We start from the raw sequence: 21,359 nt of genomic DNA, 5'->3' as shown, positions 1-21,359 counted from the left end.
TTTTCAAGCTCCTTGTCCGGCGGGTACACGTTCGGTGGGCAGCGGTGGCGGTGGTGGGGTCCCATCGCCGAAGGGGCGGCCACCGAGATGTTCGCGGTGATGGTCGCTGCGCCAGCCGGACAGGTCGGGACCGCGGGGCACGATCCGGCTGGGATTGATGTCGCTGTGGACGATGTAGTAGTGCGCTTTGATCTGGGTGAAGTCGATGGTGTCACCGAACCCGGGCGTCTGGAACAGGTCGCGGGCGTAGGCCCAGAGCACCGGCATCTCACTGAGCTTGGAACGGTTGCACTTGAAATGGCCGTGGTAGACCGAGTCGAAGCGGACGAGTGTGGTGAACAGCCGGATATCGGCCTCGGTGATGGTGTCGCCCACCAGGTAACGCTGCCCGCTCAGCCGTTCCGACAGGTCGTCGAGGCGGGCGAACAGCCGGTCGTAGGCCTGCTCGTAGCTGTCCTGGCTGCCCGCGAATCCGGCCCGGTACACCCCGTTGTTGACGTCGGTGAAGATCACGTCGGTCACCTCGTCGATCTCGGCGCGCAGGTTCTCCGGGTAGAGGTCCGGTGCACCCTCTCGATGGAAATCGACCCACTCGGTGGAGAAGTCGAGGGTCATCTGCCGGAATTCGTTGGTGACAACGGCCCCGGTGGGGATGTCGACGATCGCCGGCACGGTGATGCCGCGAGGATAGTCGGGGTAGCGGGTGAGATAGGCCTGCTTGAGGCGATGGATCTTCAGGACCGGGTCGATGCCTCCGGGGTCGAGATCGAATGTCCAGCTGTCGGCGTCGTGGGTGGGTCCGCACATGCCCATGGACAGGGCATGTTCGAGGCCGAGCAGGCGGCGCACGATCATCGCGCGGTTGGCCCACGGGCAGGCCCGGGCGACGACCAGGCGATAGCGACCGGCCTGGGCCGGAAACGTCTCACCGGCAGGACCGATTCCGTCCCGGGTGATCCGGTCGTCGATGTAGTTGGTGTCGCGCACGAACTCCTGGCCGACGGTCACGTAGCCGCCGGGCACATTCCCATCGGGCACGCTTCCGTCGGACGAACTTTCTTCGGAGGTCCTCGCCTGAGTGCTCATCGTTTTCCAGACTAGCCGTCCGGAAAAGGTCTGGGCATGAGCTCTTTCTCGCGGTATATTCCGCACGGAGTATTCGGCGCCGAATAACGGTCTGGGGTATCTGTATGGACGCTCGACCAGCAGTGGCAGCCGCGGCGTTGACACCGTTGGGCGTCATGGTCCTCGGGCTCCTCGTCGAACAACCGATGCACCCCTACGAGATGTTGCAGACGCTTCGAGCGCGCAAGGAAGATCGGTTCGCAAAACTGCGGCCGGGTTCGCTCTATCACACCGTTGGTTGGCTCTGCTGTCGAAACCTGTTGCAGGTCAGTGATGTTCATCGAGACGGGAACCGACCGGAGCGAACCGTCTACGCGGTGACAGGGGAGGGGCGCAAGGCGTTGGAGGGTGCGCTCGTATCCATGCTGCGCACTCCGGCCACGGAGTATCCCGCGCTCTATCTGGCTCTGGCAGAGGCCCACACCCTGGGTCGGCACGAGGTCGTGGCGCTGCTCGACGAACGTCTGACGATCATGCGCGCCGAGCTCGCGGACATCGCGGCAGCAATGTCCGAAGCTCTCGGACAGGGGCACCCGGAGATGTTCCTGCTCGACGTCGGGTGCCGACGGGCAGTCCTCGATGCTCAGATCAGCTGGCTGGAGCAGCTGCGTACGCGGCTCGCGACCGGGGAATTGATGTGGCTGCCGGAGTACTTGCAACTGCGAAACGCCGACCCCCGGCAGGGTCGTCAAGACAGCACCGGGCTGATCGCCCGGTCAGGGAACGAGGTAAGCAGTGAGTAGTCCCACCGCGGAGACCGACGCGCCGATCACCACCAGACCATGGCCGGCGCTGGGCGCGCTGTGCATCGGCTTCTTCATGATCCTGGTCGACATGACCATCGTTGCCGTTGCCCAGCCGGCCATCCAGCAGGCCCTGGACACCGACGTCAACGGCGTCATCTGGGTCTCGAGCGCCTATCTGCTCACCTACGCGGTGCCCATGCTCCTCGCCGGCCGACTCGGCGATCGCTTCGGACCCAAGCGGATCTACCAGCTCGGGCTGATTGTCTTCACGCTGGCGAGCATCCTGTGTGGCCTGGCGCAGTCGATCGAGATCTTGATCATCGCCCGCGGGCTCCAAGGCGTGGGAGCCGCGCTGATCACCCCGCAGACCATGGCCCTGATCACCCGGATGTTCCCGGCCGACAAACGCGGTGCGGCGATGGGCGTGTGGGGCACCGTCGCCGGAGTGGCGACGCTGGTCGGACCACTCGCAGGAGGAATCCTGGTCGATGGTCTGGGCTGGGAGTGGATCTTCTTCGTCAACGTGCCGGTCGGCGCGATCGGCTTGGTGTTGGCCTGGAAGCTGGTGCCCACGGTGCCGACCAACAAACGCAACTTCGATCTGATCGGTGTCGGACTCAGTGGTGTCGGTCTGGCCGCTCTGGTGTTCGCGATCCAGGACGGCGAAAAGTACGACTGGGCCGGGTGGATCTGTGCCCTGATCGTCGTCGGTCTGGTGCTGATCGCCCTGTTTGTCTACTGGCAGCACAAGATGGTCACACTGCGACCCGGATCCCAACCGCTGGTTCCGTTGAACCTCTTCCGTGATCGCAATTTCTCGCTGGCGAGTCTGGGCATCGCGACGATGGGCTTCGCGACCGCGGGCATGATGGTCCCGCTGATGTACTACTTACAGCTCGTCGGTGGCCTGTCCCCGACCGAATCGGCGGTGTTGACGATTCCGATGGCGGTCCTGACCGGTGTTCTGGCCCCGATCGTCGGTCGGCAGGTAGACCGGATCCACCCGCGGTACATCGTCACCACGGCGTTCCTCCTCAACGCGATCGCGATCGGCTGGATCGCCGTGATCGCGACCCCGACCACACCGATCTGGCAGTTGCTCCTACCGGTGAGCCTCATGGGTGTCGCGAGCTCCGGCATCTGGGCGCCGCTGGCGGCGACCGCCACCCGGAATCTGCCGATGAGCAGTGCCGGAGCAGGGTCTGGCGTCTACAACACCACGCGCCTGATCGGTTCGGTGCTCGGCAGTGCGGCTGTCGGAGCCCTGATCCAGACCCGTCTGGCAGCAGAGTTGCCGCAATTCGGTGGCAACTCGATGGACGATGTGACCGGGCGTCTGCCCGAACAGGTGCGCGATGGTTTCGCGACGGCGATGGGGCAGACGCTGCTGCTGCCCGCGGCCGCATTGCTTCTGGGTGTGGTTGCGGCGCTGTTCTTTGCCCGACCTCGGCATATGGGCGCATCAGGTGATCCGGATCCGACCCCGCCCACGCCGGGGGAGGCAAAGATGTCCGACATCCCCGCCGGCGGTGGCGTTTGACGGAGCTGCGCGGGCGGGATGTACTGGGCGACATGCACAGTGACGTCCCGGGCCCGCGCCGTCTGTCCGTAGAGGATCGTCGGGCACAGTTGGTGGAGAGTGCCCTGGCATTGGCCGATCGCGGTGGGATGAGCGCGGTGACCGTGCGCGGCGTCGCCGAAGAGGCCAAAGTTTCACTGGGCGTTGTGCATTACTGCTTCGACGACAAAGAGCAGCTCGTCGCGGCGATGATCGAGAAGGTGATCACCGAACAACTCGAGGCGCTGACCGGTTCGATCCCGACCGGCACCCTCGAGACCGGCCGAGATGCGTTGCACACCTGGGTCGAGGAGGCGCTCACCGGGGTGTGGCGCCGCGCCGCGGAATTCCCTGATCGCTGGTTACTGATGATCGAATCGATGCTGTTCTCGTTGCGGCAGCCGAGCGGTTCGGCCTCTGCCGGTCAGGCTCTGGTGCAACACCAGACCGCTGAGAAGTACGGGCGCGCTTACCTATCGGAGATCGGTGAGCGCTGTCAGATGAAGTGGGACATCGATGATCGAACCCTGGTTCGGTCTGCATTGCAGATGCTTTTCGGAACAGTGCAGTGGTGGCTGGTCGATCGCGACGATGCCGCTGCACGCAGGTCACTCTCGCTCGTGGCCGGCCTGATCGCCGACTCCGCCTCACCCAGGTAGCTCAGCCGGCCACCGACACCGCGATGGTGTGCAGGCCGGTGGCTCCATCCGGAACCGACGGCGCCTGCGCCTCGATCTGTGGCTGACCGTCACCGTCGATGGACCGGACGGTCAGTTCATGTGTGCCGGGTTGGGCGTCCCAGTCCCATTTCCACAACCGCCAGGCGTCGAGAAGATCCGGTGCCAGGACCTCGGCGTCGTTCCACGGGCCGTCATCGACGCGGACCTGGACCCCACGGATGCCGCGGCCCTGGGCCCAGGCAACGCCACCCACCGTCACCGGTCCGGTGGCCACCGAGGAGTTCGGCCGGGGTACGTCGATCCGAGAGCTGGTCTTGATCGGGCCCTTCTCCGCCCAGCCGAGTGTCGTCCAGTAGGCCCGGGCCCGATCGAACCGGGTGACCTCGAGCGACACCACCCATTTGGTGGCCGAGACGTACCCGTACAGACCCGGAACCACCATGCGCACCGGGTAACCGTGCTCGACGGGCAGCGGCTGTCCGTTCATGCCGACCGCGAGCATCGCGTCCCGGTTGTCGGTCAGCGCGGTCAGGGGTGTGCCGGCCGTCCATCCGTCCGCGCTGGTGGACAGGACCATGTCCGCGTCGTCCGCCGGTCCGGCGATGGCGAGCAGATCGCGGAGCCGGTAGCCGGTCCATCTGGCGTTGCCGACCAGATCTCCGCCCACACTGTTCGACACACACGTCAGCGTCACCACCGCGTCGAATGCCGTGTGGTCGCGGCGCAATTGACCGAGGTCGATGCGGATCTCGCGGTCGACCATCCCGTGGATCCGCAGCGACCATGAATCGCTCTTCACCTGGGGGACGGTCAGCGCGGTGTCGATGCGATAGAAGTCCTTGTTGGGGGTGATGAACGGGGTGACGTCATCGAGGTCCGGCGCGACGGTGGTCACCGTGTTCGCGGCGGACGGCAGATCGAAGGCGGCGCGATCGGCGCCGACGGAGCCGGTGGTGCGCCACAGCATCCACCCGCCGAGTCCGGTGACCGCGACGGCACCACCGACGGTGGAGGCCCCGACCAGGAACTGTCGTCGTTCGACCTCCGGTGCGACGCCGCGTGTTTCGTGCTCGTCGGTCGACTGATCCAAATGTGGCGTCACAGCTGTTGCGGCGCTTGGGGTGCCGGGTTGAATGCGACGCATGAGGATGTGCAGCGCGATCATCGCGACGGCAACGCCGAGCAAGGTGGGCAGCGCCCAGGTCCACGCCGCGGTCGGCCGGTCCAGCGCGGCAGCGATCCCGACGGCGCCGACCACGCCGAAGATCACCGGTCCGGCCGGCGGTCGCTTCAGTTCGGCTGGCCCGGCGAGGGCTGCGAGCAGTGCCATGATCGCCGCGATCGACATGAGGAGGACCGGTTTGTCGGCGGTGCCGAATGTGTCGATGGCCCATTCACGCATCGACGCAGGCGCGCCGTCGATGACTGCGGAGCCGACCGCGTGAAGCGGGGCCGCGCCGCGATCGACCAGGAGTGCGCAGAGGTAACCGACGCCGACACCGAGCGCGGCAGACAGGACTCCGCTGATCGTCGCGGCGAGCGCACGTTCACGCGGGGAGAAGGACATGGGATCAGTATCCCCTCGCCGGAGCCCGGTCGGCGGCCGGTGAGTTGCACCGGGGCCGGAAGAGCCGCTGACCGCGGACTCGCGTTTGTTGACGACTGTCGTACGATATGACCCTTGCTTCGGGGGGTTGTGGGGGAGGAACGCAGATGTTGCCAGAGGCGGTTCCCACCTGGGCCGATCGAATGCGTGACGTCGTCGCGGCGGTTGCGCTGCTGGTGTCGTTGGGTCTGGACTGGAACGCCGACTCGGTTGCGTTGCTTCGGGTGGACGCGGCGCTCATCACCGGGATCTCGTTGTTGTCACTGCTGTTGCCTGCGGCAAGTCGGCGGGGGCTGTTCGGGCCGACCTGGTCCCCGGCGCGGTTGCGGACGGCGAAACTGGTCGCCGGGGTGCCGTACCTGGTTCTGGTGACGGTGTATTTGTTCTGGGACGTCCTGAGCCGATGGCTCGAAGTGTCCTACGGCAGTACCGGTTTGGGTCCGGCGGTGTGGATCGGTCTGGCCGGGGCGGTGTTGGCGGCCCAACCGCGCCGGTCGGATCTGTTCGACCTGGCTCCCGGCGCCTCTTCGCGGGAGGGTCTGCAGGCGCGGTTGGTGTTGATCAGTCTCGGAGTGCTGTTCACCGTGTCGTCCGTTGCCGGCGCGTCGACCTCGGTCTTTCGCTTCTTCGACGGCATCGATGCGGTCGCCGGGCTCCGGGTCGGGGTGCTCAACCCATTGGTCGATGCACTTGCCGCCCTGGTCTGGCTGGTCATCATCGGCCGGCTGATCTGGGCCGCGGCGGTCGGCAGACCGGGTGCCGGATTGGCACTTTCGCTGCCGGCCTGGGCGGTTGCCGGATGGGCGATCATGGTCTCGTTGCCCGCCATGCCGTACCTGTCGGTGGACACCGTGCAGTTGTCCCACCTGGGTCTGGGCCTGCTCGGTGGGATCGGGGCCGCCGCACTGTCGCCGGCGTTGCCCACCCGTCCGTCGTGGACCCAGGCGCAGTACTACGGGCCGCCACTGGGTCTGGTGGCCGCGGTCTCCGCATTGTGGGTTGCGTTGTCGGTGGTTCGGCTCACGCTCTATTCCGCGTCGGCCGCGACACTCGGCGCGCTGTTGTTCTTCACGATCGCCCTGGCCGGGGCAGTGCTCACCCGAGATCGGTTGTCGGGCAGCCATGCCGACCAGCGCAAGACCCTGCTGCTGCTGACGGTGATCCTGTTCGCCTGCGGGCTCGCCGTCCTGCTCCTGATGAGCCTTCGGGTCGACTGGAATCAGCCCGCGCCGATGGCGTTGTGGCTCAACGCGGTTGTCGTACCGGTGTTCATCATCTGGCGAGAAGCCCTCGCGCCGGCGATGTTCGGACCGGCGGACACGCCGGACACGTCGGATGGGTTCGGTCCGTGGCACCGCCACGACAGCGGTGCGACCGGAAGGAAAACGGCAGCTTCGCCACCGCAGGGCCCGCGATGAACCCCGACGACCGCGTTGTGTCGGTGCAGCCCCGTACCGGACTGTTCAAGGCGCTGCTCGTGGTCGTGGTGGTGTCTGCGCTGGCGGTGTGCGGCTTCCTGATCAACCGGATACTGGTGTCCGGGGTTGATGGCGCCACCTCCGCGACCGAATCGGTCGAGGAGTTCCTCGATGCCCTGGAAGACAAGGACTGGACGAGGCTCGGTGTGCTGCTGCCACCGGACGAGACCTATCAGCTGGCCGGATTGCTCGAGGATTCGGTGGACGTTCAACGCAAGGCCGGTCTGTCGTCGGACACGGTGGCCGACCAACTCGACGGCGTCGAGATCGATGTGTCAGATCTGTCGGTGTCGTCGCAGGCCCTTGGCGGCGACCTCGCGAAGGTCTCGATCGATCGCGCCGAGATCGTGGTGACGATCGACGCCGGGACGGTGCAATCGGTCGCCGACCAGATCCCTGCCCTCGACACCGGCGAACGCGGCGCCATCGAGGTCACCATCTCGATCGACGGTCCATCCGTCGGCTATTCGCTGACCACCGGCACCGACCGGGATTCCGGCAGGGACACAATGCTGCTCCGGGGCGACGAACAGTCCCCGTTCCTGATGTCGGTGCGACGGGACGGGAGTTGGTATGTCAGTCCGGCATTCACCGCAGCCCAGTACATCGCAGAGGAATCAGGGTGGGAAACAGTCGATCCCGGCCAATCGCAGATCACCTACGACTCACCGCGGGCCGCAGCCGACGGGTTTGTCGACGGATTGATCAGGACCATCGAGACGTCCGACATCAACCATGTCGCCGACGCGATGGGTGGTGTGGAATCCCGCCTGCTCAAGGCCTACGCCGCGGGTATCAACGGCGAACTCGGTCCGGACGCCGACTTGGGGTTCGCTGACGAGATCGCGGTGCAGATCGAGGACATCGCGTACAGCGTGAGCCCCGGTGAGGACGGGCAGGCGCGCGTGAGGGTCGACCGGATCCGCGCGACGGCCCGTGACGGGGACGCCGTTGCGGACATCGTGTTCGACGGGGACTGTCTGAGCACCGATTCGGCCGCGGACAGCGAGGAGGTCTGCGTCTCCGGGGGTGGTGGCTTCGCCGCCGGGCTCTATTCGGCACTGGGTCACCTGGTGGCGGTGCCGGCCGACGGTGGCTGGAAGATCAGCCCGGTCGCGACCGGCTTCGACTGGATCGGGATCATCCAGGAGCAGATTGCCGGACTCGACGGCGATCTGCTCGCAGCGCTCACCCGGATGGATTTCTCCGGGATCGTCGATCGGGAGCCGGTCGCCGACCTCGGGCCCGACGACGAGGTCGTCGTCGAGGTGGAACCGGTCAGCGACGCGATCAGGGCCGGGATCGCGGTTATCGAACCCGCGCCCGCGGGCGACCTGGTGGAATTCTCCTGTTCGGCGCAGGCGGTGCCGGGTTTCTGCGAGATCGTGGTGGTCGACGCCGACGGTGGGATACAGGGCCGGGAGAGTCTCTACGACGACGGCGGCTCAGAGTACGGATACGAGGTGACCGCAGGCACCCGCGTCATCGTGGTGGCGGTCGCCGGAATGGTGACGGTGGACAGCGAGCGGGGCTGATCGGTCGGTGACCCACCGCGGCAGGTCCAACGCTCTGTCGTAGCGCCCTCGTAGGATCGTCGCAGTTGCCGACGAAACCCCGAGAGAGGAGTCACCTGTGAGTGTCGCGCTTCCACTGTTCGAGCCCGCCACCGAGGTGACGTTCATCCACACTGCCGACTGGCAGTTGGGCATGACCCGGCATTTCCTCAAAGGCGATGCGCAGGCGCGGTACACAGCTGCCCGTCAAGAGGCGATCGGCCGGATCGGTCAGTTGGCATCGCAGCATCATGCCGAGTTCGTCCTGGTGTGCGGCGATGTGTTCGAGGACCGGCAGGTCTCCTCCCGGGTGATCCGCCAAAGCCTCGACGAACTGTCGCAGGTGCCGGTTCCGGTGTATCTGCTGCCGGGCAACCACGACCCGATGGACGCATCGAGTATCTACAGCTCCCGGGTGTTCACCGAACACCTGCCGACGAACGTGCACGTTCTGGGCACCCCCGGTCCGGTGCAGGTGCGGCCGGGCATCCGGATCATCGCGGCGCCGTGGACCACCAAGGTGCCCTTGTCGGATCTGCTGGCCAGGCAAATTGACGGTCTGTCGCCCGGTGAGGACATCCGAATCGTCGCCGGCCACGGTCGCGTCGACTACCTCGCACCCGATTCCGACGATCCCACGCTGATCGGTGTCGGCGATCTGGAACGGGCGATCGACGAGGGACTGGTCGATTACGTGGCACTGGGGGATCGGCACTCGGCCACCGAAGTCGGTCGAACCGGGCGCATCTGGTACTCCGGTGCCCAAGAGGTCACCAACTACGACCACAAGGAGTCCGATCCGGGGCAGGCGCTGGTGGTGACGCTCACCCGCGGCGCCGGTCTGCCCGGGCAGGATCCCGACGCCGGCCCGCAATCGGTGACCGTGACGCCGCATGCGGTGGGCCAGTGGTCATTCCGGACCATCGAGCACGACGTGAACGGCGCCGACGACATCGTCGAGCTGCGCCACCGGCTGGACGCCATCGACAACAAGACGCGCACCGTGGTCCAGCTCGCGCTGTGTGGTGCGGTGACCATCACGCAGCGGGCAGAGCTCGACGAGATGCTCGATCAGTTCGCGGACCGGTTTGCCGCCCAGACGTTCTGGGCCTTGAAACACGATCTGGTGATCCGGCCCGGACCGGATGATTTCGACCAGCTGGCCCTGAGCGGTTTCATCGGCGATGCGGTGGCCGAGTTGTCGAGCGTCGCCGTCGGCCCCGATTCGGAGGCGGCCACTGCACAGGAGGCACTGGCCCTTCTGTTCCGGTTGGCAGGGGATCGCCGGTGAAGCTGCATCGGCTGCGGCTCAGCAATTTTCGGGGGATCGTCGAGCGAGAGATCCATTTTGCTCCTGTGGGCGTGACGGTTGTCGAGGGCGCCAACGAGGCCGGCAAGTCGTCGATGATCGAGGCGCTGGACCTGCTGCTGGAGACCCGTTCCGACAGCAAGAGCACCCGGGTGCGGGCGGTGGCGCCGGCCGGTGTTGATGCCGGCAGCCTGGTGGAGGCCGATATCAGCTGTGGCCCTTACCGATTCACGTATACCAAACAGTTCAACCGGGCGGCTCGCACCGAACTGGTGATCCACGAACCGGCGCCGGAACAACTCAGCGGGCGCACCGCTCATGACCGGGTCTCCGAAATCCTTGACGGTGCGGTCGACATGGGATTGTTCAAGGCGCTGCGCCTGATGCAGTCTGCCGACCCGTGCGTCGGTGATCTCGGTGGGAGTTCGGCGTTGTCGCGGGCTCTCGACGCCGCCGGCGGTGCAGTCCAATGTGACGTCGAGGGTGCCGAGGGTAATGCGGTCCTGATGGATCGGGTCCGGACCGAATACGAACGATATTTCACCGCGTCGCAGGGTCGGCCGTCCCGCGAATTGGCCGCGGCAGCCGCCGATTTGGATGCCGCAAAGGCCCGTCATGCCGAAATGGTCGCGGTCATGGCCGAGATTGCAGGCGATTCGTCCAGACTGGATTCGCTGACCGACTCGCGCCGGGAGGTTGCCAACGCCGTGGAATTGGCCACGGTCGAGTTGGCGGCTTTGAGTTCGGAACGGGAGCAGGCCGCCGGTCTGCAGGGCCGCCACCACGATGCGCGGCAGGCGGTGCGGTTGATCGGCCAAGAACTCGCGTTGCTCGACCGCGACGTGGCGGCCCGCGCCGAGATCGACCGGCAGATCGCCGACCGCGACAGCGGTATCGAGGGCTCTGATCGGGCGCTCGAAGAACTGCGCGAAAGACTCGACGACTGTGTCCGCGAGGTCGAGGCGGTCGATCAGCGTCTCGAGGCCGCCCGCCGCAACGACGTGGAGGCAACCGAGCAGGTGGCGGCGGCACGTGCGAGCGCGCGCCTCGACAGCGCGCGGGCCCGCCACCGCGAACTCGTCGGCGTTCTCGAACGTGTCGACCGGGTACATGCCGAATTGGCGCGTTGCCGCCGCGAGGTGGCGTCGGTTGCCTACGGCAGCAAGGAGATACCGGTTGCGGAGGCGCTTTTGAACGACGTGGTGGTTGCTCGCGCGCAGGCCGAGGCCGCAGCCGCGACGATGTCGATCACCCGACTGGGCGACGGGGTCGTCGATGTCACGAGGAAGTCGGATGCCGACGGACCGGCCGCCGGCGATGCCGAGTTCGCCGTCACCGGTGAGACCGTCGTCGAAGTGGCGGGTGTGGTTCGGGTGGTGGTCTCGCCCGGCGCCGAGTCGGCGACGCTCGCGCACCGCGTGACTCAGGCGCAGCGGGCGCTGGCCGGCTTTTTGTCCGAGCGTGGTGTCGAGGACGTCGCGGAGCTTCGAGCGCTTGTGCGTCGGCGTGAGCGGGCACAGAGCGCGCTCGAGGCTCAGCAGGCGCAGCTCGCCGGGATCCTCGGTGATCACGACGAGGTTGCCCTGCGTGCCGAATGTTCCGAACTCGGTGAGCGTCTGGGTGGGACCGATGCCCGGTCCGAGGACGCCCTCGATGTGGCAGAGGTCGAGCAGGCATCGAATCTGGCGGCCGCCGCCGTGGCCCGACTGTCCGAGACTGCGACCGGGTTACGCAGCCGCCGAAGCGGTCTCGATGCCGAGATGCGCAGGCTGGGGGACAACGCCGCAGAACTTCGCAGGCAACGTGACGAACTGCAGGCGCAACGCGCCGAGTTGACCGAGTCTGCCGACGACGCCGACCTGGCGCGCCGCCGCGGCTACCTACTCGGCCAGCTGGCCGAGGCCGAGCGGGCGCTGGTCCAGATCGACGCGCAGATCGCCGACGCCGATCTGGAGACCCTGGAGATGCGGTACGCGAACCAGGCTGCGGTGGTCGAGCAGGGACAACCCAAACTCAAGTCGCTCAGCGATGAGATCAACGAGCTCCGAGCGCGCATCGACATTCGGCGTGACGACGGCAAGCTCGATCAACTACACCGGGCCGCAACCGAATTGGAGAGTGCGCAAGCGGAATATTCTAGGGTCCAGACGCGGGCGGATGCTGTTGCGCTGTTGATGAAGACACTGGAACGTCACCGGGACAACACCCGGCGGCGATACGTCGCACCCTTTTCCGATCAGATCCTGCGTCTCGGGAAAGTCGTGTTCGGCCCGACATTGCAGATCGGTGTGGACGAGGAGCTGCGCATCACCACCCGAACCCTCGACGGCGTGACAGTCGACCACGAGTCGTTGTCCGGGGGAGCCAAGGAACAACTCGGCATCATCAGTCGGCTGGCCTGCGCAGTGCTGGTCGACCCGGTCGACGGTGTGCCGGTGATCATCGATGACGCACTCGGGTACACCGACCCGGGCCGATTGGCGGGCATGGCCACCGTTCTCGGGCATGCCGGCCGGCAGACCCAGGTGATCGTCCTGACCTGTACCCCGGCCCGCTATTCCGGTGTCGGGGGAGCGCAGCTGGTGGCCGTCTGAGACCAACTCGTCCTGGCGTTTTGGGTTGGCCGAGTCTGATGCGCTACGCTGATCCTCGCCCGATGAGCCCCCGTAGCTCAGGGGATAGAGCGTCCGCCTCCGGAGCGGAAGGCCGCAGGTTCGAATCCTGCCGGGGGCACTTTTCTTCTTTCTGGCGTGACCGTTTTTTCTTTCCGCGTCACGTCGATTCCCGGCCGAGATCCCGTTCGCCGAACTCGCTGAGCACGCGGACTCCGCGGTTCACCGTCGAGACGTCTTCAATGCTGTTGTGGTTCACCTAAAGTCGCAGATGGTCCGTCAGGCCATCGTTCGGGACTTGTGCAGCAGATCCTTCGTGCGCATATAGTTAGTGCAATAACTATGTCGGCACGAGCAAAGAGGTGTGATGTCTGACGAACTGCTGATCGAGGGCGACCCGTTGGCCCTCGAACGTCAGGTCTGCTTTGCACTGGCCGTGGCCAACCGGACGGTCCTGGGTGTCTACCGGCCGCTGCTCGAACCACTGGGACTGACCCACCCGCAATACCTGGTGATGCTGGCGCTCTGGGAGCGGGCGCCGATGTCGGTACGTGAGATCGCCGAAGCCCTGCGGCTCGATTCGCCGACCCTCTCGCCACTGCTCAAGCGGTTGGAGACAGCCGGATTGATCACCCGCACCCGCAGCGTCACCGACGAACGGCAACTGGTTGTCGAACTCACCGAGACCGGCCGCGAACTCCGGACCCAAGCGGAGAAGATCCCGTTCGCAGTCGTCCGGACGCTCGGTGTCGACCTGGACGTCCTCGAAGAGCTGCACCGGGTCCTGGGCACTGTAAACCAGGCGGCGGAAGCGGCCATCGCCACCGGCACGATCACCCTGGAACCTTAGGGTTCCAATGCATTTCAGGAGCAACAAGATGACGCAGCGCAGACGGCCGAACCCGTGGCAGTGGATCGCTTACAGCTGGGGGCGCAAGCTGCCCGACGAGTTGCAGGATTGGGTCCGGCACGACCTGACGGGTCGCTGGCGGGTTCCACGGCACCTCCTACGCGGAATGATCCCGTTCCTGCCCGTCTTTGCGCTGTTCCTGCTCTTCCCGGGACCGATCTATCTGCGACTGGCGATGATCCTGCTGGGACTCATCCTGGCGTTGTTCTACTGCAGTGCCTACATGCAGATGAACCGGGAGCACCGGCTCGAACTCCACGGTCTGCCCTCTGACCTCGAGAGCCCCGAACGGGTCCGCAAGCATGACGCCAACCGGGCTGCCTACGAGAAGATCCACGGCCGCAGCGTCCCGGTGCAGCAGCGGCGCAATCTGCGCTGAGGCGCCCCCCGCGAGCAACACAAAGCCCCTGTCCGGCTTCGGACAGGGGCTTTGTCGTGCGGGGCTGATCGGACGCTTGTCGCGGTCAGTTCATCGGAAGTGGTGCCGCGCCCCGACTCTCGAGCATCTTTGTCATCGTCTCCGACTCGGCACTCTGGACGTTGATCATCTGCTGGGCCAGTTCGCGGACGTAGTCCTCGCTGACATGGTCGGGATCCACCGCGTACTCCATCATCCCGATACCGCCCTGATGGTGGCGCAACATCAGTTGCAGGAAGTAGATGTCGAGCTCGCTGCCCTGTAGGGATCGCAGCTTGTTCATCTCCTCGGTGGTGGCCATCCCCGGCATCAACGCACCGGACATCGCCATGTCCATGCCGGACTCCGTGGAACCCTCCTCGGTGGACCCGCCGTGTCCGTGGCCGGCCCCGCCATCGGTCATCCAGGCCATGCGATCGTCGGAATTGTCGAGGGGGTAATCCCAGCGGGTCAGCCACGACTGCATCTGACCGATCTGATTGACCTGCGTCGTCAGGATGTCGTAGGCCAGGCTGCGGACCTGCGGATCACTGCCGCCGTACACCTCCAGCGTGGCCATCTCGACGCCCTGCTGGTGATGCGCACTCATGTCCTGCGCGAAACCGACCGCGGCGGAATCCCCCGCGGGCCGGTTGCCGTCGCCATCATCGCCGTCGAACGTGGTGCGGAGCAACAGCCCCACCACCACTCCGACGAGCAGTACTGCGACGGCACCGAGGACGAGCACCGCGGTCTGCTGACTCCGATGACCGCGCGGCGTATCCCGATCGGTGGCGTTCCGATCGGTGTCGTCGCGGGGGCCCTCGTCCGGTGCCGTCATCAGCCTGCCGGGTTCGGCGCGGTCGGAACCATGCCGCCTTCATCGGTGGCCTGCGTGGTGCCGGCGCCGTCCATCTGGATCGCGTCGGCCGGAAGCGGACCGACATCGGCGGGCGGCGGGTTGCTCGGATCGAAGGATCCGGGGATCGCCGCACACTGCGCGCCGACCTCGGGATACGCGGTCGCGTCCGGGTAGTCGGGGTAGACCCCGGTGTTGCTGTTCTGGCGCAGCGCCTCGATGAACTGGTTGACGCGCGGGTCGCCGGCGGAGTCCAGCTTGAGCTGGTGGCCCCAGGACTGCAGCGAGATCGGCCGGTCCAGCGTCGGGTACGGCGAGAGCAGCATGTAGGACTCACCCTCGACCTTCGACTTCAGGATGTCGAGGTCGCCGGGGGCGATGGTCTCGGGGTTGTAGGCGATCCAGACCGCACCGTGCTCGAGCGAGTGGACCGCGTTCTCGGTCCGCAACTCGTTGGGGTAGACGATGCCGGTACACGTCGCCCACACGGCGTCATGCGGCCCGCCGAACGGCGGCGACTGGTCGTAGGCGACCCGCTGGGTCGGTTCGACGTGCTGACCGGCCGGGTAGTAGATCTTGGTGACGCCTTCGATCTTGTCCGAAGGATCCGGATTCGAGGAGGACGGCGTGTACTGCGCGACCTCCTGCTTGTCCTCGTACTTGGGGATCAGATAGATGGCGAGTCCGGCGACGATGAGCAGGACCACCAGTACTCCACCGACGGTGCCCCACGGGACCTGACGGCCACCGCCGGCCTTGACCACCGGTATCTGACCAGCCTTTTTCTTCTTCCCGGAGCCCGCGGGCCTCTTCGGGATGTTGCCTTTGTTCTTGGCGTCAGCCATGGATCTCTTTCGGTGCAATTCTATGGAGAGCGGACGTCGCACTGCCGACTTGGTCACCGGCGATATGAGAGTCTACGTGGGCGTCTTCACCGGGCCGAGTGTTGACAAGAACCCACCGACCGCTCCGGCAGTGACCGGTGTCAAGCCAATGCGATTGTCGTTGGACGTCGGTCGGCCAATAGGATGGTGCATCGTGACCCCCGCCGACCTCGCGGTACTCCTGCATGCCGCCACCTCCACAGTGCTCACCGACCACGGACTCGACGTGTCCGCGTTGCCGGAGTCTGTTGTCGTGGAACGCCCACGAAATCCTGAGCATGGCGATTACGCCACCAACATCGCGCTCCAACTCGGCAAGAAGGTCGGAGCCAATCCCCGTGAGCTGGCCGGATGGCTCGCGACCGAGCTCATCTCCCGCGACGGTATCGCCACCGCCGACATCGCCGGACCCGGCTTCGTCAACATCCGCCTGGCCGCCGATGCGCAGAACGCGGTCGTCGCCGACGTCCTGACGGCCGGTGACGCCTACGGCACCAGCGAGCACTACGACGGCCTGAAGGTGAACCTCGAGTTCGTCTCGGCCAACCCCACCGGCCCCATCCATCTCGGTGGCACCCGCTGGGCCGCGGTCGGTGACGCACTCGGCCGGGTTCTGTCGGCCGCCGGTGCCGCGGTGACCCGCGAGTACTACTTCAATGACCACGGCGCCCAGATCGATCGTTTCGCGCGATCGCTGCAGGCCGCAGCACTGGGTGAACCGACCCCCGAAGACGGCTACTCGGGTGCGTACATCAACGACATCGCGGCACAGATCGTCGCCGAGGTACCCGATGTGCTCGATCGCCCGGACGCCGAACGTCTCGAGACGTTCCGCTCGCGCGGCGTGGACCTGATGTTCGGGCAGATCAAGAAGAATCTTCATGAGTTCGGCACCGACTTCGACGTCTACACCCATGAGAACAAGATGTTCGAGTCCGGCCAGGTCGACAAGGCGATCGCCGAGCTCAAGGCCAACGGCAACCTGTACGAGAACGACGGTGCGTGGTGGCTCCGTTCCACCGCCTTCGGTGACGACAAGGACCGGGTGGTCATCAAGAGTGACGGTGAAGCCGCGTACATCGCCGGCGACATCGCCTACTTCAAGGACAAGCGCGATCGTGGCTTCGACCTCTGCATCTACATGCTGGGCGCCGATCACCACGGCTACGTGGTGCGACTGAAGGCCGCTGCAGCCGCGCTCGGTGACGATCCGGACCGCTTGGAGGTCCTGATCGGCCAGATGGTCAACCTGGTCAAGGACGGGCAGCCGGTCCGGATGAGCAAACGCGCCGGAACCGTGATCACCCTCGACGATCTGGTCGAGGCGGTCGGTGTCGACGCCGCCCGCTATTCGCTGATCCGGTCCTCGGTGGACGTCAACATCGACATCGACCTGGACCTGCTCGTCAGCCAGTCGAACGAGAACCCGGTCTACTACGTGCAATACGCACACGCCCGGCTCTGCGCCATCGCCCGCAACGCGGCGGCGTTGGGTCTGGTCGCCGCCACTGATCATCTCGAGTTGCTGGTCGATCCGGCCGAAGGCGATCTGATCCGAACCCTCGGCGACTTCCCGGCAGTGGTCGACACGGCTGCGCAACTGCGTGAACCGCACCGCATCTGCCGCTACCTCGAGGCGCTGGCCAGTACCTACCACAAGTTCTACGATCGGTGCCGCGTGCTGCCCCAGGGCGACGAGGAACCGGCCGACATCCACGCCGCCCGGTTGGCGCTGTGCGGCGCCACCGAGCAGGTCATCGCCAACGGTCTGGCGATGGTCGGCGTCAGCGCACCGGAGAGAATGTGAGCGCCAACCCGGTAGGCCCGCTTCACGCGGAGCTCCTCGCCGAACCCCGGCTTGCCGAACGTCCCAACAGCCCGGCCGATCTGGCGCAGTTGCCGGCCAACGTCTACCCCCAGGGGACTGATCGCGACAGCAACGACGTCGCCCGGATCGGCGGCATCCCGGTGACCGAACTGGCGCAGACGTATGGAACGCCACTGTTCGTCATCGACGAGGACGACTTCCGGGCCCGTTGCGCCGCGATGGCCAAGGCGTTCGGTGCCCCGCAGCACGTGCACTACGCGTCCAAGGCGTTTTTGTCGTCGGAGATCGCGCGGTGGGTCAATTCCGAGGGGCTCTCGCTGGACGTCTGCTCGGCGGGGGAGCTGACCGTTGCCCTGCGCGCGGGATTCCCGGCTGACCGGATTGCGCTGCACGGCAACAACAAGTCGGTTACGGAACTCGAGTTGGCCGCCTCCTCCGGTGTGGAGCACGTGGTGCTGGACTCGATGATCGAGATCGAGCGCCTCGATGAGATCGCCGGCCGCCTCGGCGTGGTCCAGGACGTCCTCATCCGGCTCACGGTCGGTGTCGAGGCCCATACCCACGAGTTCATCTCCACCGCGCACGAGGACCAGAAGTTCGGCTTCTCCCTGGCCGGTGGCATGGCCATCGACGCGGTTCGCCGCGTCTTCGCGACCGAACACCTGCGTCTGGTCGGACTGCACAGCCACATCGGATCGCAGATCTTCGATGTCGACGGATTCGAACTGGCCGCTCGCCGGGTGCTGTCACTGGTGCGCGATGTCGTCGCCGAATTCGGGGTCGAGAAGGCCGCCCAGCTCTCGATCCTGGATCTCGGTGGTGGACTGGGTATCTCGTACCTGCCGTCCGACGATCCGCCGCCTGTCGAAGAAGTTGCCGACAAGCTCGCGGGCATCGTCGAAACCGAATCGGCGGCCATGGGGCTGCCGACGCCGACCATCGTGGTCGAGCCGGGTCGCGCGATCGCCGGACCGGCCGGTGTCACGCTGTACACGGTCGGCACCGTCAAAGACGTCCAGATCTCACCGGGTGGGGCCCATCGCCGCTACGTGTCCGTCGACGGCGGGATGAGCGACAACATCCGGGCCGCGCTGTACCAGGCGGAATACGATGTGCGCCTTGCCTCCCGGATCTCGACCGCCGACGCCGTGGTCAGCCGCGTGGTCGGAAAGCACTGCGAGAGCGGTGACATCATCGTCAAGGACTGTTGGCTGCCCGGCGACGTCGGACCCGGAGATGTTCTCATGGTGGGTGCGACCGGTGCGTACTGCTACACGATGTCGAGCCGCTACAACATGGTGACCCGGCCGGCCGTGGTCGCAGTGCAGGGCGGTGCATCGCGGGTGATGCTGCGGCGCGAGACCATTGAAGATTTGTTGAGCTTGGAGGTGAACGAATGACGGAGAACGGCACGCGCGCCATTGGTGTTGCGGTACTGGGAATGGGCAACGTCGGTACCGAGGTGGTGCGCATCCTCACCGAGAACGCCGCAGATCTGACGGCCCGCGTCGGTGCACCGCTGGAAATTCGTGGTGTGGCGGTCCGCGACCTGGCCAGGTCTCGCGGTATCGACCCGGCGCTGCTCACCGACAAGCCCGAAGAACTGGTCGCACGCGACGACGTCGACATCGTGGTGGAGCTGATGGGCGGTATCGACCCGCCCCGCATGCTCATCCGGGAGGCATTGCAGAGCGGCAAGTCCGTGGTGACCGCGAACAAGGCGCTGCTGGCCGACTACACCGGCGAGCTCGCGACGGCCGCGGCGGCGGCAAAGGTCGACCTCTACTTCGAGGCGGCCGTGGCCGGCGCGATCCCGGTGATCCGTCCGCTGATGCAGTCGCTCGCCGGTGACACGGTGACGAAGGTGGCCGGAATCGTCAACGGCACCACCAACTTCATCCTCTCGTCGATGGATGCCGACGGCAGCGACTACAACGAGACCCTCGCCGAGGCGGGCCGACTCGGATATGCCGAAGCCGATCCGACGGCCGACGTCGAAGGTTACGACGCTGCGGCGAAGGCGGCGATCCTTGCCTCGATCGCGTTCCATTCGCGGGTGACCGCGCTGAACGTCTATCGCGAGGGCATCTCGAGCATCACCGCGGACGACCTCGCTTCGGCGCACGCTCTCGACTGCACGGTGAAATTGCTCTCGATCTGTGAACGGATCGTCGATGAAGATGGAACGCAACGGATTTCGGCGCGTGTCTACCCCGCGCTGGTTCCGTTGGAGCATCCACTCGCCGCGGTGAACGGCGCCTTCAACGCAGTGGTCGTCGAGGCGGAGAACGCCGGCCGGTTGATGTTCTACGGCCAGGGCGCAGGCGGTGCCCCGACCGCATCGGCAGTATTGGGAGATCTGGTCATGGCCGCACGGAACAAAGTTCACGGTGGGCGCGGCCCACTGGAATCGACCTACGCGTCTTTGCCGATCGCCCCGATGGGTGATGTGCGTACCCGCTACTACGTGTCGATGCGGGTTGCCGACAAGCCCGGCGTTCTGGCAACGGTTGCCGGAGAGTTCTCCTCGCGCAACATCAGCATCTCCACGGTGCGCCAGGAAGGTGCCGGCGCGGATGCCCGCCTGGTTGTGGTGACCCATCGTGCCCCGGACGCGGCGTTGTCGGAAACCGTTGCGGCGCTGGAGAAGCTGGATGCGGTGTTGAGTGTTTCGAGTGTTTTGCGACTGGAGGGTACCAATGAGTGAGTCAGCTGCTGTGCACCGTGCATGGCCGGGTCTGATCGAGGCCTACCGGGATCGGCTCCCGGTCGGTGACGACTGGAAGGTTGTCACCCTCCTCGAAGGCGGCACCCCGCTGATCAGTGCCCCGCATCTGTCCGAGATCACCGGCTGCGAGGTGTATCTCAAGGTCGAGGGCCTCAACCCGACCGGTTCCTTCAAGGACCGCGGAATGACGATGGCCGTCAGCAACGCCGTCAACAACGGCAAGACCGCAGTCCTGTGCGCGTCGACGGGCAACACCTCGGCTTCGGCCGCGGCGTACGCGACCCGGGCCGGGATCACCTGTGCGGTGCTGATCCCCGAGGGCAAGATCGCGATGGGCAAACTCGCCCAGGCGGTCATGCACGGCGCGAAAATCATTCAGGTGCAAGGCAATTTCGACGACTGTCTCGAGCTCGCCCGTAAGGCGACCGCAGAGTTCTCGCAGATCGAGTTGGTCAACTCGGTCAACCCCGCGCGGATCGAGGGTCAGAAGACCGCGGCGTTCGAGATCATGGATGTGCTCGGCCGGGCCCCGGATGTGCACGCACTGCCGGTCGGCAACGCCGGGAACATCACCGCGTACTGGAAGGGCTACACCGAATACCACCGCGATGGTGTTGTCGGTTCGACGCCGCGGATGCTCGGTGTCCAGGCTGCCGGTGCTGCGCCGCTGGTGACCGGTGCCCCGGTGAAGGATCCCGAAACCATCGCCACCGCAATCCGCATCGGCTCTCCGGCCAGCTGGAACCAGGCCGTGGCGGCCAAGGACGAGTCCGGCGGCCAGTTCCTCGCCGCCACCGACGAAAAGCTCCTCGAGGCATACCGGCTGATCGCCGGCCGTGAGGGTGTCTTCGTGGAGCCGGCGTCGGCCGCGAGCGTGGCCGGTCTGCTGGCCGCACGCGCCGACGGCTGGATCTCCGCAGGTGAATTGGTGGTCTGCACCGTCACCGGCAACGGTCTGAAGGACCCTGATACCGCGTTGGCGGGCATTCCGCCCGTCGAGGCGATCCCGGTCGACCCGGTGGCGGTCGCTGCCGCACTCGGGCTGAACTGATGATCAGCCGGCCGCCCGCCGCACCGAACGTGCTC

The 21,359-nt window shown here is 66.0% G+C and carries 17 protein-coding genes and 1 tRNA gene; 14 read left to right on the top strand and 4 right to left on the bottom strand.

Translation table 11 applies throughout. From position 1 onward, the window contains the following. Window positions 1–3: 3 nt before the first annotated feature. Entirely contained in the window at window positions 4–1,086 is a 1,083-nt protein-coding gene (locus tag AC51GR_RS17540; RefSeq protein WP_496325935.1) for a glutathione S-transferase family protein, read from the bottom strand. 104 nt (window positions 1,087–1,190) lie between these two features. On the opposite strand from AC51GR_RS17540, the gene AC51GR_RS17535 reads away from it, so the two are divergent. From AC51GR_RS17535 to AC51GR_RS17525, 3 genes are read left to right on the top strand one after another with little or no spacing between them, the layout of a single operon-like run. Then, window positions 1,191–1,868, top strand: a complete 678-nt coding sequence (locus AC51GR_RS17535; protein ID WP_496325934.1) for a PadR family transcriptional regulator — start codon at window positions 1,191–1,193, stop codon at window positions 1,866–1,868. Beyond that, the gene (locus tag AC51GR_RS17530; RefSeq protein ID WP_496325933.1) at window positions 1,861–3,411 is read left to right on the top strand and encodes a DHA2 family efflux MFS transporter permease subunit; all 1,551 of its coding nucleotides are present in this window, start codon (window positions 1,861–1,863) and stop codon (window positions 3,409–3,411) included. Before AC51GR_RS17535 ends, AC51GR_RS17530 begins: the two co-directional genes overlap by 8 nt. A 32-nt stretch (window positions 3,412–3,443) precedes the next feature. Then, the gene (locus AC51GR_RS17525) at window positions 3,444–4,088 is read left to right on the top strand and encodes a TetR/AcrR family transcriptional regulator (RefSeq protein ID WP_496325932.1); all 645 of its coding nucleotides are present in this window, start codon (window positions 3,444–3,446) and stop codon (window positions 4,086–4,088) included. Window position 4,089: 1 nt separating this feature from the next. On the opposite strand, the gene AC51GR_RS17520 is transcribed toward AC51GR_RS17525, so the two are convergent. Next, window positions 4,090–5,676, bottom strand: a complete 1,587-nt coding sequence (locus AC51GR_RS17520; protein ID WP_496325931.1) for a molybdopterin-dependent oxidoreductase — start codon at window positions 5,674–5,676, stop codon at window positions 4,090–4,092. A 146-nt stretch (window positions 5,677–5,822) separates the two neighbouring features. On the opposite strand from AC51GR_RS17520, the gene AC51GR_RS17515 reads away from it, so the two are divergent. From AC51GR_RS17515 to AC51GR_RS17485, 7 genes are all read left to right on the top strand, one after another. After that, window positions 5,823–7,133, top strand: coding sequence for a DUF7937 domain-containing protein (locus AC51GR_RS17515; protein WP_496325930.1), 1,311 nt, complete (start codon window positions 5,823–5,825; stop codon window positions 7,131–7,133). Continuing rightward, window positions 7,130–8,728 carry a hypothetical protein gene (locus tag AC51GR_RS17510; RefSeq protein WP_496325929.1) on the top strand — a complete coding sequence of 533 codons (1,599 nt, stop codon included), beginning with the start codon at window positions 7,130–7,132 and terminating at the stop codon, window positions 8,726–8,728. Before AC51GR_RS17515 ends, AC51GR_RS17510 begins: the two co-directional genes overlap by 4 nt. Window positions 8,729–8,825: 97 nt before the next feature. After that, the gene (locus AC51GR_RS17505; RefSeq protein ID WP_496325928.1) at window positions 8,826–10,037 is read left to right on the top strand and encodes a metallophosphoesterase family protein; all 1,212 of its coding nucleotides are present in this window, start codon (window positions 8,826–8,828) and stop codon (window positions 10,035–10,037) included. After that, entirely contained in the window at window positions 10,034–12,649 is a 2,616-nt protein-coding gene (locus tag AC51GR_RS17500) for an ATP-binding protein (RefSeq protein ID WP_496325927.1), read from the top strand. The genes AC51GR_RS17505 and AC51GR_RS17500 overlap by 4 nt, the downstream gene beginning before the upstream one ends. Window positions 12,650–12,715: 66 nt before the next feature. Then, a tRNA-Arg gene (locus tag AC51GR_RS17495) sits at window positions 12,716–12,788 on the top strand. Window positions 12,789–13,034: 246 nt separating this feature from the next. Further along, window positions 13,035–13,517 carry a MarR family winged helix-turn-helix transcriptional regulator gene (locus AC51GR_RS17490; RefSeq protein ID WP_496325926.1) on the top strand — a complete coding sequence of 161 codons (483 nt, stop codon included), beginning with the start codon at window positions 13,035–13,037 and terminating at the stop codon, window positions 13,515–13,517. A gap of 28 nt (window positions 13,518–13,545) precedes the next feature. Further along, window positions 13,546–13,956, top strand: coding sequence for a DUF5313 family protein (locus tag AC51GR_RS17485; RefSeq protein WP_496325925.1), 411 nt, complete (start codon window positions 13,546–13,548; stop codon window positions 13,954–13,956). A gap of 85 nt (window positions 13,957–14,041) precedes the next feature. Here the strand turns inward: AC51GR_RS17485 and AC51GR_RS17480 are convergent, their stop codons facing one another. Next, window positions 14,042–14,815, bottom strand: a complete 774-nt coding sequence (locus tag AC51GR_RS17480; protein WP_496325924.1) for a DUF305 domain-containing protein — start codon at window positions 14,813–14,815, stop codon at window positions 14,042–14,044. After that, window positions 14,815–15,678: a thioredoxin-like domain-containing protein gene (locus AC51GR_RS17475; protein WP_496325923.1), complete on the bottom strand. Its 864-nt coding sequence runs from the start codon at window positions 15,676–15,678 to the stop codon at window positions 14,815–14,817. Before AC51GR_RS17475 ends, AC51GR_RS17480 begins: the two co-directional genes overlap by 1 nt. 193 nt (window positions 15,679–15,871) lie before the next feature. Here AC51GR_RS17475 and argS point away from each other — a divergent pair, with 193 nt between their 5' ends. From argS to thrC, 4 genes are read left to right on the top strand one after another with little or no spacing between them, the layout of a single operon-like run. Continuing rightward, window positions 15,872–17,524 carry an arginine--tRNA ligase gene (gene argS, locus AC51GR_RS17470; RefSeq protein ID WP_496325922.1) on the top strand — a complete coding sequence of 551 codons (1,653 nt, stop codon included), beginning with the start codon at window positions 15,872–15,874 and terminating at the stop codon, window positions 17,522–17,524. Beyond that, a complete protein-coding gene (gene lysA / locus AC51GR_RS17465) occupies window positions 17,521–18,945 on the top strand; it encodes a diaminopimelate decarboxylase (RefSeq protein ID WP_496325921.1) in 1,425 nt (474 codons plus the stop codon). The genes argS and lysA overlap by 4 nt, the downstream gene beginning before the upstream one ends. Further along, window positions 18,942–20,252: a homoserine dehydrogenase gene (locus AC51GR_RS17460; RefSeq protein ID WP_496325920.1), complete on the top strand. Its 1,311-nt coding sequence runs from the start codon at window positions 18,942–18,944 to the stop codon at window positions 20,250–20,252. The genes lysA and AC51GR_RS17460 overlap by 4 nt, the downstream gene beginning before the upstream one ends. Continuing rightward, window positions 20,245–21,324 carry a threonine synthase gene (gene thrC / locus AC51GR_RS17455; RefSeq protein WP_496325919.1) on the top strand — a complete coding sequence of 360 codons (1,080 nt, stop codon included), beginning with the start codon at window positions 20,245–20,247 and terminating at the stop codon, window positions 21,322–21,324. The genes AC51GR_RS17460 and thrC overlap by 8 nt, the downstream gene beginning before the upstream one ends. Window positions 21,325–21,359: the final 35 nt, after the last annotated feature.

It is taken from the genome of Williamsia sp. z71 (assembly GCF_059553375.1).
The sequence above is the reverse complement of the archived record's forward strand: the minus strand, read 5'-3'. Positions and strand labels throughout refer to the sequence as shown.

Bases quoted from the DNA above. Each gene is read 5' to 3' on its own strand.
- AC51GR_RS17540 (WP_496325935.1), bottom strand. From the start codon at position 1,086: ATGAGCACTCAGGCGAGGACCTCCGAAGAAAGTTCGTCCGACGGAAGC.
- AC51GR_RS17535 (WP_496325934.1), top strand. From the start codon at position 1,191: ATGGACGCTCGACCAGCAGTGGCAGCCGCGGCGTTGACACCGTTGGGC.
- AC51GR_RS17525 (WP_496325932.1), top strand. From the start codon at position 3,444: ATGCACAGTGACGTCCCGGGCCCGCGCCGTCTGTCCGTAGAGGATCGT.
- AC51GR_RS17520 (WP_496325931.1), bottom strand. From the start codon at position 5,676: ATGTCCTTCTCCCCGCGTGAACGTGCGCTCGCCGCGACGATCAGCGGA.
- AC51GR_RS17515 (WP_496325930.1), top strand. From the start codon at position 5,823: ATGTTGCCAGAGGCGGTTCCCACCTGGGCCGATCGAATGCGTGACGTC.
- AC51GR_RS17510 (WP_496325929.1), top strand. From the start codon at position 7,130: ATGAACCCCGACGACCGCGTTGTGTCGGTGCAGCCCCGTACCGGACTG.
- AC51GR_RS17490 (WP_496325926.1), top strand. From the start codon at position 13,035: ATGTCTGACGAACTGCTGATCGAGGGCGACCCGTTGGCCCTCGAACGT.
- AC51GR_RS17485 (WP_496325925.1), top strand. From the start codon at position 13,546: ATGACGCAGCGCAGACGGCCGAACCCGTGGCAGTGGATCGCTTACAGC.
- AC51GR_RS17480 (WP_496325924.1), bottom strand. From the start codon at position 14,815: ATGACGGCACCGGACGAGGGCCCCCGCGACGACACCGATCGGAACGCC.
- AC51GR_RS17475 (WP_496325923.1), bottom strand. From the start codon at position 15,678: ATGGCTGACGCCAAGAACAAAGGCAACATCCCGAAGAGGCCCGCGGGC.
- AC51GR_RS17460 (WP_496325920.1), top strand. From the start codon at position 18,942: ATGACGGAGAACGGCACGCGCGCCATTGGTGTTGCGGTACTGGGAATG.
- thrC (WP_496325919.1), top strand. From the start codon at position 20,245: ATGAGTGAGTCAGCTGCTGTGCACCGTGCATGGCCGGGTCTGATCGAG.